We start from the raw sequence: 13,010 nt of genomic DNA on the forward strand, positions 1-13,010 counted from the left end.
TGTGCAGTGATAAGGAGGGCTATTATGCTGTGGATGAACCCTATAAAACGATTTAAAAGCAAGGATCTGAATTTTCAGCTTGAGAAGATTAAAATTCCTGTTTGTGATGAAATGCTTCATTTTGTAGCTGATAATCAGGATAAGTATGCAGCTCAAAGTGCTAAGCCAATTGCTGACTATAAAGAGTTATTAATGGAGCATATTGGTAGCTTGGAAAGGGATTTTATCGTTCTTGAGGGTATGGTAAATTACGTAACGAATCAGAAGTTAGCATCAAGTACAGGGGTAAGTACAGTTAACAACGTAAGTTGTAGTGTTCATTTCCTAAATAACGAGTACACCATCGCTTTTTCTACTGGTTACGATAGAAGATATAAGGCTTACAAGTATGGCTTAATTCGTTATCAGATGGGGAACAAGCGTAACTCTATTATAGAAGCTGAAATTGTGTTTGTGAAAGATCAAATACATTTGGAATATACGATTGGTGACTATATTCTTGATTTATTCTCCCAAATGAATGATGCGACCCATATAAGTCACCTGCGCGAGATACACGATAGCATAGAAAAAAAGATGTTTGAAATATTCAGAATAACTAATAAAAATGATCTGTACAATTATGATTCTGAATTCGGTAAGTTTTATGGATATGAGCCGTATATTTTCCTGAGGGATAAGTACCAATTATTTACTAGGAATAAAATTAAACTAGAGCTAAGAGATAAGGGAATTACCGACTTTAATGAGTTCCACATCGAGCTTGTGCGAATGGATAGGGAACTTAAATCATGGATCGACGAGCAAAAAGATCACATTGAGTTAATGGGAGAAGATTACTATAATCTTCAGTGTAATGAGATGATGCAAGAAAGAAGTGAGCTTATCGCGAAGCTTCAACTGGAAGATAGCGAACTTGAATTGTTACTGAGTGAAGAGAAGGCTTACAAATAGTGGTTATACATGAGAAGAGAGTATATATCCCGTAACAGGATATATACTCTCTTTGTTTCATAAGGTGGATTCGTCCAATCACATCGGTCTACTGTCTTTATCTCTACCTCTGTCTTTATCTTTATTGTTGCCTAACGCAGGATCAATCAATTGGCTTGCAACCATATTCGGATCTAACCAATTCGCAATCAATTTTTGCGTATACTCCAAATCGTCCGCGTCAATTTCATAATACCAAGCATCGGTGCGCACGCCTGTTCCGTGTAACATGTAGCTGCTTATCGTAGGCAAGGAGTTCTTCATATAAAAATCTTTTGCTACCGATACAATGAAATCAGAGCTCATATTCGTCGTAAAGTTTGCCCCGCCAATTTTCAGTAATGCAGGAATATTCGAAAGATTTTTAAAGGTGAGTAACTCATCCATAACAGAATTTAGAAAAATGCGCTGCCTCATCGTTCGATTCTCATCGGAATCTTCACGGTATCGAACGTAGCTGAGCGCTTCTTGGCCATCATAAATTGGCTTATTAGGTTCTATTCGAAGCTTATCATGGTACGGATGCTTGTTCTCGATCAGCTTGGTAATTGGTAATTTTACTCCACCTAATGCATTGACGAAGTCTTTCAAGCCGTTAAAATTAACCGTCGCGTAATAGTTAATCTTATTCTTTAGCAAATGTTCGACGGTATCGATACTCATTTTGGGGCCGCCATAAGAATGTGCGGCATTAATTTTCGTTTTTTTGTCTTTGCCAATAATGTCGACATAAGAATCCCGCGGGATAGAGACGAGTAACAATTTATTATCATCTGGTCGAATAACTGTAAAAATAATGGAATCTGAACGTCCGCGTTCGTTGCCTCTTGGATCTACGCCGAGCAGTAAGATGGAAAAAGGATCGTAAGACGTAGTTGTGCTTGGCGGTGGTGAATACACTTCGGTACCAACAGCTACATAAGAATCATTCATGACTTCTTTAACAGGCTTAGCTACAAATAAGTCAAACAATACGAGTCCAAGCTCTTTTCTATATACGAAAGCAATACTTCCTATGAGAACAAAAGCTAAAGCCACATAGGCAAATATGCGATAATAGTTCTTCTTTTTTGGATGTACACTTGTTAACGATGTAGCGTCTTGTTGTTCCATGTCTCGCCCTCCGGTTATGTATTGAGTGGATAAGAAAAAATTTCCACTTGAATTACTATGGTAATATATCGTGGGTGAAATGGAAAGAGAACGCTTCCTAAAAGTCGAGTAACACACATCATGAACCACTGCGCACGATCCAACGGGTCGTGTTTTTTCATTTTAAGGGGATGAATTACTTGTGACGGGTTTCAAAATAACGCAATAAACAAATAAATGAAACAAATGTGCTATTATATATTGCGTATTATTTATAAATGTTGTACATTAATGACGTAGTAATTGAATATAAAACACATACTTGAGTGGGTGGATGAGCACAAATGAATCATTCGTTCATCTCAGCATCATAAACAACATAAGAATCCGCACAACGAATATGTAGGGTGAGTCACACCAATGGCGATATGTAAGCCGAGATAAGTAGTTACCTTATTTACCTTAATGAACTTAATTAGCCTAGTACAAGAGAGGATGAATGAAGCATGAATAATTCCAACCAAACCATCAATATGGGTGTCATCATTTGCAAGCATTGTAACTCTCAAGTGGACACATTAGATACGAATCGCACGGCTACTATTTATGGCGTATGCGATCAACAGGAGTGCCGCCAAATGCACAGCAGCATTGCTTCACCAATACAAGCTTACACAGATTAACACGAAGATGAGGCAGGTATAGGAGGAATAACCGTGATTACGAATAACAAGGTAAACAGACAAATTGCCGATTTAAATGTAACAGCATTTCAAAGAAACCTGCCGGTTGTGAAGCTTGTTGAGTCCGCTCTGCACCATGGAGAGGGCTACCTTACTTCGGCAGGCGCATTGCAAGTTAAGACGGGCAAGTTTACAGGGCGTTCTCCTAAGGATAAATTCATCGTGAGGGATTCCCACACGACAAATCACGTTGCTTGGGGAGCGGTGAATCAGGCGCTTACTCCTGAACAATTTGATTCGCTTTACGACAAGATGATGAATTATATGGAGAACCGCAAACTATTCGTGTTCGACGGTTATGCAGGAGCAGACCATGACTATCGTTTGCCGATCCGAATTATTAACGAATATGCATGGCAAAATTTATTTGTGCATCAGTTATTTATTCGTCCTACTGCGGCTGAATTGCAGTCTCATGAAGCCGAATTCACGGTTATTGCGATGCCTGGCTTGAAAGCGGATCCAGCTATAGATGGCACGAACTCGGAGACATTCATAGCGATTTCATTTGAAAAAAAGACGGTGTTGATCGGCGGAACTCATTATGCGGGCGAGATGAAGAAATCGATCTTCAGCGTGCTGAACTATTTGCTTCCATTTCGCGGCGTCATGCCGATGCATTGCTCGGCGAATATCGGAGCGGCTGGGGATACGGCATTGTTTTTTGGTTTATCGGGAACAGGCAAGACGACGTTGTCGGCAGACCCGAACCGCAGGTTAATTGGGGATGACGAGCATGGCTGGTCTGACAACGGTGTATTTAACTTCGAAGGTGGATGCTATGCGAAATGCATCGGGCTGACGCAGGAAAAAGAGCCGCAAATATGGAACGCGATTCGTTTCGGCTCTGTGCTGGAAAATGTGTCTATCAATGAAATAACAGGCGATGCAGACTACAACAGCAATGTGTTGACCGAAAATACAAGGGCTGCTTACCCGATTGAATATATTCAAGATTCGGTTATCCCGGGCGTTGGTGGGCACCCGAACGTTATTATCTTTTTGACTGCGGATGCTTATGGCGTGCTGCCTCCTGTGTCCAAGCTGACGAAGGAGCAGGCGATGTATCATTTTCTGTCCGGCTATACGTCTAAGTTAGCGGGTACGGAGCGGGGTGTTACGGAGCCTGAGGCAACGTTCTCATCATGCTTCGGGGCTCCATTTTTACCACTGAGACCGGATGTGTATGCGGAAATGCTCGGTGACAAAATAACGAAGCACAACGCGCGCGTGTATTTGGTGAATACGGGGTGGAGCGGCGGCCCGTACGGGATCGGCAAGCGCATGAATTTGTCGTACACAAGAGCGATGATTACGGCGATCATTGATGGAAGTATTGAGGAGGCGTCGTTCGTGCCTCATCCTGTGTTTGGTGTGCATACTCCGAGCGCGGTTGCGGATGTTCCTAGTGATCTGCTTGATCCGCGAAATGTGTGGGTAGATCAAGAGGATTATGATCGTAAAGCGCAGCAGCTTGCGAACCTTTTTAAACAAAATTTCGAAAAATTCAACGGAGTTTCGGACGCAATTAAGCTTGCTGGTCCGCAGCTGTAAGAGCTGACGTATGGAGAGAGCATCTTGCTGGCAGCGAAGGTGTTGGGATTATGCTCCTCCTAGGTTGCTTATAATCGTGAAAAACGGCAGAAATGCCGTTTTTTTGTTGTGTATAGAATGGTACTCGATTGGAATCACGAAAAACTGGACTGATCGTTCCTGAAATGTTATGCTGCTTCTACACATAAGGAGGGGATAGTATCGGACGGTCTAAAGAGTTTAACAAGGAGCACGTCATTCATAAGGCAATGTTAGTTTTTTGGGAACAAGGTTACGAAGCGACAAGCATTCCAGATCTATTAAAAGCAATGGAATTAAGCAGATCAAGTTTGTACGAAACTTTTGTAGACAAACAGACGCTATATGTTGAAGCCGTGCAACATTATAAAAAAATAAGACAGAAAAAAAGAAATCTCTTGGTAAGTGCGTCGTCTGCGAAAGTTGGAATCCGGCAGTATTTTGATCAGCATATTACTTCCGCTTTTGATGAGGATTTGCCTAAAGGATGCTTGATTACAAACGCAGCGCTGGGCTTGGATTCGCCGGATGAACAACTACGCAAATTGATACGAGACAGTTTCGAGGAATTGGAACAGGCCTTTGATGACCTTTTAAGCAAAGGACAGCAGACGGGAGAAATCGACTCCAATAAAGATATTAAGGCTCTGTCACACCTATTACTTAACCTTAATCATAGTATCAATGTAGTATCAAAGGTGAAAACGGATAAAAAAATTATTTATGACATGATGAACACAGTTATTGAAATGCTATAAACAAATTTTTTTGATCTTTCTGGAATGATCATTCCAGAAAAGGAGGCTTATTCACAAGGAAAGGAGTGTTAACGTTGAGTTCAATCGAAGGTGAAAAAATTGAAAAGCCTTTTTCGGCGTGGATCATACTCATTCTGGCTACAGCTTGCGGACTAATCGCTGCTAATCTCTATTATGCGCAGCCTCTAGTGGGTCCAATTAGTTCGGCACTTGGGATATCTTCTGGGGCAGCTGGCTTAATCGTCACCCTTACTCAAATTGGTTACGGAATTGGATTGTTATTTATCGTACCCTTGGGAGATATACTTGAAAACCGAAAACTTGTTGTCGTGTCATTGCTCCTTACTGTAGTAGCTTTGACGCTTGCAGCTGTAGTTAAAAGTGCTACCTTTTTTCTCACTGTCTCACTGTTTATCGGGTTAGGATCAGTTGCGGCTCAGGTACTCGTACCGTACGCAGCTCAACTTTCGCCAGATGCTACACGCGGCCGAAATGTGGGGAATGTAATGAGTGGTTTGTTGCTCGGTATCTTGCTCGCTCGTCCCATTTCAAGTATAGTGGCGGAGTTTTGGGGGTGGCGAGCTGTATACTACTTATCCGCCACAGCGATTTTTGTGTTGGCACTATTATTGGCAATGGTGCTTCCTGCGAGACAGCCGTTGACCACAACACGATACCCGGCACTTTTGAGTTCTATGTTACATTTACTCAAAACTACGCCGATTCTGCAGCGTAGAGCCATCTACCACGCATGTGTGTTCGCAACTTTCAGTTTGTTCTGGACTACGGTTCCTTTGTTATTAACAAGTCCGATTTTCCATTTTTCACAAAAGGAAGTTGCCGTGTTTGCATTGCTTGGAGTATTTGGCGCGGTAGCTGCACCAGTGGCAGGCCGGCTTGCCGATAGAGGCTGGACTCGACCAGCCACAGGGATAGCGTTAGCATTAGTTATTATTTCTGGGATTTTACCTCTTGTAATCCAAGGCAGTTCAACATCCGCATTAGTAACCTTGGTCATATCGGCTATTCTATTAGACATGGGAGTTTCAGCAAATCTGATTCTCGGCCAACGTGCAATTTTATCATTGGGAGCAGAGTTTCGAAGTCGGCTTAATGGTTTATATATGGCAATCTTTTTTGTTGGTGGTGCTATAGGCTCTGCGACGGGAGGATGGGCATATGCTATGGGTGGCTGGAAAGCAGCATTGTTAATTGGAATAGCTTTACCAGTCATTGGGTTTGTTTATTTTACGACAGAGAAAAAGTAACATATTCATGTTGTAAGTAACGCGTTCGATAGTTTAGTGCTGGCAGACACAACAGCGGCAGTCTAGGATATTATTCTCGTGGAACATTTGGTGGGGCCTCGATCCCTTATGTGACGCGGGCTAAAAACGCCATTGTCGCTCTCTATGCGAGAGCGTGAATTGAAGCATATCTAAATTCTTATCCAAATAGCTGCAACTGGGCTGCAATGGAGCGGCAACAGACGAATACGCGTTCTAGGTGAGTGCTTAACGGTTACCACAGAGGCTATTTCGTCAGATTTACATCGTTATGATTTCTAACGGATGTCAGTGAGCTTATTTCTCCAATTTCATTAGAAATCCAGCTATTTTCATAGTAATAAGCGTTATTAGAACCGTTAAACTTCTAATTGTATCTAATCCGCTGAAATAACAACTGTGACAACCGTTAATAGTGGGGGCACAGCGGATCATATATTTAGAGTCACTCTCTATACGAGAGAGATGTCCTAAGTTCACTAACATAAAAAGAGCCGCTAAACACAAGGGGGTCAGTCCCGTCCCCAAGAACGTCGCGTGTTTAGCGGCTTTTTGCTACACAGCAATGAGAGGTTTACGGTTGACTTTGATTCTGGCTCTGGCTCTGCAAATAAAGTTCGTACTCGACCGTAAACTCAAGCGCTTGAGCAAATTCGGGGGAGAGAGCAGACAACGCTTCAACGACAGCTTCCTTGCCAACTGCTGTTAATGCCAGAATGCCTGGCTGGTGAGGCACTCGAAACTGGGTATGGTCATGGTGGATGAGCGTTACAATTGTGCCAAGGGCCTCTTGATTCGGTCCATAAACCGTGCTCCACATCCAGCGCTGCTGGTCGTCTTGCTGCTCAGAGCCCCATTCTCGAGAGATGTCAAATTCCCCCGGGAAGCGGGGCTCAGGGTTAAGACCAGCCGCTTTAAAATCACGGTGAATCTGAAGAAACAGCAGGTTACAATATGTTCCGTAGGCCATATCGCCAGCTTCCTCGTACGCCCGTTGCAGTTTGTCTTGATGATTCACGAGCACGGTGTCCCAGTTCGCCGCAATATGCTCTTTCATATAGCGGGCAATGCTGTTTATCCGAGCTTCGCCGCTCTCATCCAAGGCTGCTTGTAGCAAGTTTGTCGGTTCCATTATAAATCCCAACCTTCCCTTAACATTTTCACTTACTCTACAATTTTATTACCTTAATGCAAATGTTAAGGTCATTACGAATGACGACTAATGATCCCTGTAATCCAATGATAAACCTTAGCATATTATTGAGGCTTTTACAGAAGAGTTACGAGTGTCTAAATGTACGTCGAGAAAAAGGAAGATGTAGTTGCGGAAATAAAATCACCCCATCATTTAACCGACAGTCGATTTAGCATAAACAAACCACCTTATACGGATGAGGACCACATCGTTTGCCTAGACGGATAAGGTGGTGTCTTTTCACCAATTATTTTTCAAAAGAATCAGGGTAATGCGCTAAGAAATGAATGATTTCATCTGAGTTGTCCCACTTAAATATAGAAGTTAATATCGGATCTCTAAAAAACGAGCGAACGACATGCAAATTAAATGTTGTATCATACGTTACAAACTGCGCTCGTACGTCTGCAGCTTGAAGCGTCTGAAGATCTGCGGCAAAGGAAGGGGATTCATGTGCAAAGTTGAAGTCAGCTAGCTGAATCACCTTGCTCGTACAGTCGTGGTTCGTGCGCACATGGACTTCTAACTTTTCTAAATCGTAGACAAGACTTAATATCGTATCCTCTCGCCGTGCTACTGACAAAGTCCCAAAAGCGGAATCAACCATGTGATCATTTGCTAAGCCGTCCACATTTATTTTTCCACGTAAGCTTGCTGTCGTAGCTAACAAACGTTCCATCGAGTTACGTTCATAATCATCACGGTCAGCCCATTCTGTTCGGCCATCCTTAATTTCTTGCAGTGCAGACTCGTATGGAGAATTGGTCATGGCTGGAATAGTGGGGTTGGGGCTACCCGCATTGTAAATGCTCATTTTGCCATCCAGAAATTCGACCACTGCCCAATCGCCACCACGGTCCGCAAGATAATAGTGCAACTTAGACGTGCTCTGGTCGATTCGAATAATCGACGCGGCTTGTAGTGCCTCTTGAACGGTACTGCAAGTATCAAGCATATATTGAATCCATTGCAGCTCATTCACGGCTGGCTTGCTGTCTGCTTGTGGATATTCAGCCTGCGGCAGCGTACACTGCTCCACAACAAGTCCTGCCTCATTGATACCGCCATTCGGCATTTCCTTGCCAACTTGAGAGACGGTCAAGCTGCCATAGACAGACTCCCAGGACGCAGGAATGGCGGGGGGCATCATTAGCGCCACTTTTCGCACGCCACGTTGATTCGTAAACCCATATACCCCGTCGTAAATCATATCGATATTTTTACATACATAACGTTGACCGCTATGATTCAGCTGAAAAATCGTACACATGATATGGCCTCCTTTTTAATAAATGGAACTAAAAGTTGTAGGGCATCTAAGAATCGTTGCTTTCCAATTGCTCTACAAAAGTTTCGCAAAGCTGAATTGTTTGCGCATTCCCTTGCTTAACCACAGCAGCGAATCTTTGGATAAGGCTCTGCTGCTCTTTTTCACCCTCAAGTCGAATTAACTTATCTTGATAAGCTTCAATGTCTGCTCCTGCTTCAGCTTGCTGGACGAGCTGTTTAAGGAACATGATTTGGATATCAATCTTTTTGTCGACGGTTAGGTCTTGAAGATAGGAGTTCTCATCGATTAGTAGATTCGGTTCCATGTTGAAATAGTCAGCTATAGCTTGCAGCCGTTCCTTCGGGACGGGCCGTCTTTTCTTGACCCAGTCGGAAAATTGCTGCGGAGTTAATCCGATCTCTTTACATACATGGGTATATGACACTTCGTGGATCAGAGCTAAGTATTGCAAGATAGTCATGGGATGCACTTGTTCCATGTTAGGTCTCCTTTTTGACGTAAAATATGTCACGTCTTAATAATGTTAATTATATACATGACGTATTTTATGTCAATAACAAAAATAAAAATGTTCATATCCTCATTGAAAAAATCCCTTTGGAAAATAGAAGTAAAAACATCATATTCTATGGTATAATCTACTAATGAAATCATAATCATAGATTCATGTTACATCTTAGAATTGAGAGGAGAACATTTCATGCAAGTTAAAAATCGTTGGAACAAGCTTAGCCGTTTGGCTGGTGCAGGTGCGCTGAGCCTAGCAGTCTTACTAGGGAACGTCTTACCCGCTCATGCGGAAGCAGTTCCTGTAGCTCCTGCTGTCAGCCCATGGTCCATATCTACTTTGACGGAAGGCGAGAAGTACGGCATTTTTCCGTTGGGCTGGTATACAGATGGTACTTTTCAACAGTCGATTACGGCTGAGAAGTTCAAATCGTTGATGAATGCAACAGCTGTAAAACTCGATAAGCTTGAGTTGAAGAAAAAAGACGCGGCTCTGTCATTCACGGCTGATGGTGCGATCACGAGAGAAACAGTCATCACTGCCTTACATAAGTTGTTGGCAACTTACGAATTGCCGGAAGCATTCGGGATGAATGAGAGTCAACCTATTGAATATATGCAGCAAAAAGGGATCGTAAAAGGTACGCTCGTCGGTCTTGAGCTGGATAAGCCGATCACAGTTGAGCAGGCGGCTGTCATGTCGAGTAGATTAGTCGAGTTTACCTACGACACATTGGGTAAAGGCTCTGAAGGCATGATGTGGAAAGTGTCCAAAGGCAAAAACACCCTGTATTTGCTAGGCTCGATTCATATGGGCAACAATGATATGTACCCGATGCAAAAGGACATTCGCGAAGCGTTCGATAAATCGGACAACATGTGGGTTGAGGTCGATACCTTGAATAGCGACATGACTTACTTCTTGAATCAGATGCAATATCAAGAGGGGAAGCAGCTTAAAGATCATGTGTCCGCAGCAACGTACGAGAAGCTGCAAAAGGTGCTTACAAAGCTGAAACTGCCAGCGAATAGTTTTGACGCTTACAAACCGTTTGCCATTTCCTTGAATCTTACGAACTTGAGCTACTATGAGAACCCAACTGAGATGATGATTGGACTGAATACGGGCGTCGAAAATTATTTCATTAGCAAAGCGTTGTTGACAGGCAAGCCTATTCATGAGTTGGAAAGTATTAAATTGCAAGCAGACTTATTCTCTTCTGTCCCTGCGGAGCAGCAGGAGAAAGAATTGAATGTGATGCTGGATGCTTTACTTACTGACAATGGTCAAAAAGATATCGCAAAAGGTTTAAAGCAAATGCAGCTTGAATGGATCGAGGGCGATGTAGAAGGTCTCGCAACTTATTTCACAGAAATTGAGAAAGAAGCTGCTAGTGAGACGAATAAGCGTTTACTCGGGGAGCGGGACAAAAATATGGCCCGCAAGCTGGCTGACATGTTAGAAAAAGAAGGAGAAAATACTTCTTTTGTCGTTGTCGGTGCCGGACATTTTGTAACAAAAGGCATGATGATTGACCTGCTGAAAGAAAAAGGCTATGACGTTCAATTAGTGAAATAATAAATGGAACTAAATGAAACTTAATAGCCGCTAAATGATAAGCAGCCCGTGTACGAGGGAAGATACTCATCCCTTATGCACGGGCTGCTTTTTGGCTGAGGACTAGACAAATAAAGGGGTATTCCTCAGCCATATGATGGTGGCGTGGAATACCCCTTACTGTAATTAATGAGTTGTCGTATTCGTAGCTTGCTGTTCGTTTATTCTCTTCCAGCTTCAACGAGCTTTTCAGCAATCATATCCGGTTCATTGTGTACGGTACTTACATGGTCGCCTGTCGAAACGATAAGGCGGAATAAGCCCAAGTTGCCTGATTGCGCTGGGTGCCAAGCGAACGGCGCAGGAGGAAACGCAATATCCTCCAAGCTGTACAAATAGCTTTTTGGAATTTCTAAGCTATAGAACTTCTTCAGGTCCAACTTGTGGAACAAAGGACCTGCTGGCTCTGTTGGTGCAACATCGTAAATGGCGCGTGCTTGTTCCGCCGTAGCTTTATTCGCAAATGTTTCACGGAAGAGTGGGAACGGCAATGTGATTGTATTGTTGCCGGACGCATCTCTCAGGTGACTGAATATTTGTTGCACGGGTTCTGGCATTTGGTCGACTAAGCTTTCGCCGTCTTTAGGTGCAAATGCATTGTAGTAAACTAGACGGCTAATGCGATCCGTAACGATTTCCGCTACCTTAGCGATGACCGTTCCGCCGAAGCTGTGTCCTACGAGCACAACATTTTGCAAGTTCTGCTCGTTGAAGTAGTCCACAACCGATTGTACGATTTCATCATGCGTCACATCGGGGTTAATGTTAGCTCCGTGGCCTGCATATTGAGGCACATGGACTGTATGTCCGAGCTTACGAAGCGATGCAGCTGCTTCGTCCCAAAAAGTAACGTTGGCCCAAGCGCCGTGGATAAGTACAAAGTTAAGTTGGTTCTGTGTCGTTGTATTCATTATGAAAACCTCCATTTGGTTGAGTAGTTGTTCTCTTCTGAGACTTATATTATCAAAGTGGTACAACCTGCTCCGTAACTTTGTCACCAAGATGGATTGTTTTTTACAGAACATATTGCAGAACATGAAGTTGTGCTGTAGTTTCCCCAACTTAAAGCTGTTTATACGCCGCGCAAACGTTTCTCTTATTCAATGAGTGCTAGAAGTTGCTGACGTTGGATATGTGTAATTTGTCCCCGTGTTAAGCGCAGCAACCCGTCCTTTTCGAAAGTCTTAAGTGTGCGACTGATGACTTCACGGGCAGTGCCCAGTTCAATGGACAACGTGTCATGTGTAATCGATAAAGAATCGTTGTCATCGCTCGTCATTTTTAGTAAATACTCGGCAATCCGGCTGCGAATGGATTTGAACACGACACTGTCGATGAGATTGGACATGATAATGAGGCGACGTGCGAACGTTTTGAACATGTACTGCCGAAAACGCAAATACTTGTCCATCCACATTTGAAAAATGCGAACAGGAATAAACAAGACGGTTGTCGGTTTCTCCATACAGGCTGAAGCTTCATACGCCGTTTCCCCTAAAATGCTTGATGCCATCATCGGGCAGCATTCACCGTCGCTAATTCGATATAACGTAACTTCTCGCCCGCTGTCGCTCAGCTTGTACATGCGAACGGTCCCATCTAATATTAAAGCCGCACTTTTCAAAAATTCACCTTCATGAATGACTTGGTTAACGGGTAGCGTGACAATACTTATTCCTTCAGCTTGCCAATCTTCTTGCGTAACATCTGCTAGGCTAGGGAAGAGCTTGATGATGTCGTCAATTTGTTGAGCCTGCATACTCCGTATCACCTTCCTAATCCATGTGTTTGCATCCCTATTTCGTATGCTCTCATTTTACACATACCCCCGTACGGTATGCAAACGTGTACGCTATAGCGCAACATGGAGGAAATCACGGTGAGGAGCAATAGATGGATAAAGGAATGAAGTTAAATGAAAAATAATGATAAAAAGGAGTACACAGCCTTGAACA

At 43.1% G+C, this 13,010-nt stretch carries 12 protein-coding genes; 6 read left to right on the plus strand and 6 right to left on the minus strand.

Annotation, left to right across the window (positions count from 1 at the left end):
- Positions 1-24 precede the first annotated feature (24 nt).
- Positions 25-954: a hypothetical protein gene (locus tag KIK04_RS17705; protein ID WP_232274922.1), complete on the plus strand. Its 930-nt coding sequence runs from the start codon at positions 25-27 to the stop codon at positions 952-954.
- Between the two features lie 78 nt (positions 955-1,032).
- Here the strand turns inward: KIK04_RS17705 and KIK04_RS17710 are convergent, their stop codons facing one another.
- Positions 1,033-2,106, minus strand: a complete 1,074-nt coding sequence (locus KIK04_RS17710) for an LCP family protein (RefSeq protein WP_232274923.1) — start codon at positions 2,104-2,106, stop codon at positions 1,033-1,035.
- A 485-nt stretch (positions 2,107-2,591) separates the two neighbouring features.
- Between KIK04_RS17710 and KIK04_RS17715 the strand changes: the two genes are divergently transcribed.
- The 4 genes from KIK04_RS17715 (at position 2,592) to KIK04_RS17730 (ending at position 6,426) form a co-directional block, all read left to right on the plus strand.
- A complete protein-coding gene (locus KIK04_RS17715) occupies positions 2,592-2,768 on the plus strand; it encodes a GapA-binding peptide SR1P (protein WP_232274924.1) in 177 nt (58 codons plus the stop codon).
- A gap of 33 nt (positions 2,769-2,801) precedes the next feature.
- Positions 2,802-4,382, plus strand: a complete 1,581-nt coding sequence (gene pckA / locus KIK04_RS17720; protein WP_232274925.1) for a phosphoenolpyruvate carboxykinase (ATP) — start codon at positions 2,802-2,804, stop codon at positions 4,380-4,382.
- A 248-nt stretch (positions 4,383-4,630) separates the two neighbouring features.
- Positions 4,631-5,158, plus strand: coding sequence for a TetR/AcrR family transcriptional regulator (locus KIK04_RS17725; protein ID WP_232274926.1), 528 nt, complete (start codon positions 4,631-4,633; stop codon positions 5,156-5,158).
- A 74-nt stretch (positions 5,159-5,232) separates the two neighbouring features.
- Positions 5,233-6,426, plus strand: coding sequence for an MFS transporter (locus KIK04_RS17730; RefSeq protein WP_232274927.1), 1,194 nt, complete (start codon positions 5,233-5,235; stop codon positions 6,424-6,426).
- 592 nt (positions 6,427-7,018) lie between these two features.
- On the opposite strand, the gene KIK04_RS17735 is transcribed toward KIK04_RS17730, so the two are convergent.
- The 3 genes from KIK04_RS17735 to KIK04_RS17745 all read right to left on the minus strand — a co-directional run bounded on the left by KIK04_RS17735 (position 7,019) and on the right by KIK04_RS17745 (position 9,408).
- Positions 7,019-7,576 carry a DUF6022 family protein gene (locus tag KIK04_RS17735; protein WP_232274928.1) on the minus strand — a complete coding sequence of 186 codons (558 nt, stop codon included), beginning with the start codon at positions 7,574-7,576 and terminating at the stop codon, positions 7,019-7,021.
- 310 nt (positions 7,577-7,886) lie between these two features.
- Positions 7,887-8,909 (minus strand): linear amide C-N hydrolase, encoded by a 1,023-nt coding sequence (locus KIK04_RS17740; protein ID WP_232274929.1) that lies wholly within the window; start codon positions 8,907-8,909, stop codon positions 7,887-7,889.
- A 46-nt stretch (positions 8,910-8,955) separates the two neighbouring features.
- Positions 8,956-9,408, minus strand: a complete 453-nt coding sequence (locus KIK04_RS17745; protein WP_232274930.1) for a helix-turn-helix domain-containing protein — start codon at positions 9,406-9,408, stop codon at positions 8,956-8,958.
- A gap of 222 nt (positions 9,409-9,630) precedes the next feature.
- On the opposite strand from KIK04_RS17745, the gene KIK04_RS17750 reads away from it, so the two are divergent.
- Positions 9,631-11,016 carry a TraB/GumN family protein gene (locus tag KIK04_RS17750; protein WP_232274931.1) on the plus strand — a complete coding sequence of 462 codons (1,386 nt, stop codon included), beginning with the start codon at positions 9,631-9,633 and terminating at the stop codon, positions 11,014-11,016.
- A gap of 200 nt (positions 11,017-11,216) precedes the next feature.
- Here the strand turns inward: KIK04_RS17750 and KIK04_RS17755 are convergent, their stop codons facing one another.
- Positions 11,217-11,966: an alpha/beta hydrolase gene (locus KIK04_RS17755; protein ID WP_232274932.1), complete on the minus strand. Its 750-nt coding sequence runs from the start codon at positions 11,964-11,966 to the stop codon at positions 11,217-11,219.
- Between the two features lie 185 nt (positions 11,967-12,151).
- Positions 12,152-12,814: a Crp/Fnr family transcriptional regulator gene (locus KIK04_RS17760; protein WP_232274933.1), complete on the minus strand. Its 663-nt coding sequence runs from the start codon at positions 12,812-12,814 to the stop codon at positions 12,152-12,154.
- Between the last annotated feature and the right edge of the window lie 196 nt (positions 12,815-13,010).

This window comes from Paenibacillus sp. 481 (assembly GCF_021223605.1).
Lineage (GTDB): Bacteria > Bacillota > Bacilli > Paenibacillales > Paenibacillaceae > Paenibacillus_B.

Bases quoted from the DNA above. Each gene is read 5' to 3' on its own strand.
- KIK04_RS17705 (WP_232274922.1), top strand. From the start codon at position 25: ATGCTGTGGATGAACCCTATAAAACGATTTAAAAGCAAGGATCTGAAT.
- KIK04_RS17710 (WP_232274923.1), bottom strand. From the start codon at position 2,106: ATGGAACAACAAGACGCTACATCGTTAACAAGTGTACATCCAAAAAAG.
- KIK04_RS17715 (WP_232274924.1), top strand. From the start codon at position 2,592: ATGAATAATTCCAACCAAACCATCAATATGGGTGTCATCATTTGCAAG.
- KIK04_RS17725 (WP_232274926.1), top strand. From the start codon at position 4,631: ATGTTAGTTTTTTGGGAACAAGGTTACGAAGCGACAAGCATTCCAGAT.
- KIK04_RS17735 (WP_232274928.1), bottom strand. From the start codon at position 7,576: ATGGAACCGACAAACTTGCTACAAGCAGCCTTGGATGAGAGCGGCGAA.
- KIK04_RS17740 (WP_232274929.1), bottom strand. From the start codon at position 8,909: ATGTGTACGATTTTTCAGCTGAATCATAGCGGTCAACGTTATGTATGT.
- KIK04_RS17745 (WP_232274930.1), bottom strand. From the start codon at position 9,408: ATGGAACAAGTGCATCCCATGACTATCTTGCAATACTTAGCTCTGATC.
- KIK04_RS17750 (WP_232274931.1), top strand. From the start codon at position 9,631: ATGCAAGTTAAAAATCGTTGGAACAAGCTTAGCCGTTTGGCTGGTGCA.
- KIK04_RS17755 (WP_232274932.1), bottom strand. From the start codon at position 11,966: ATGAATACAACGACACAGAACCAACTTAACTTTGTACTTATCCACGGC.
- KIK04_RS17760 (WP_232274933.1), bottom strand. From the start codon at position 12,814: ATGCAGGCTCAACAAATTGACGACATCATCAAGCTCTTCCCTAGCCTA.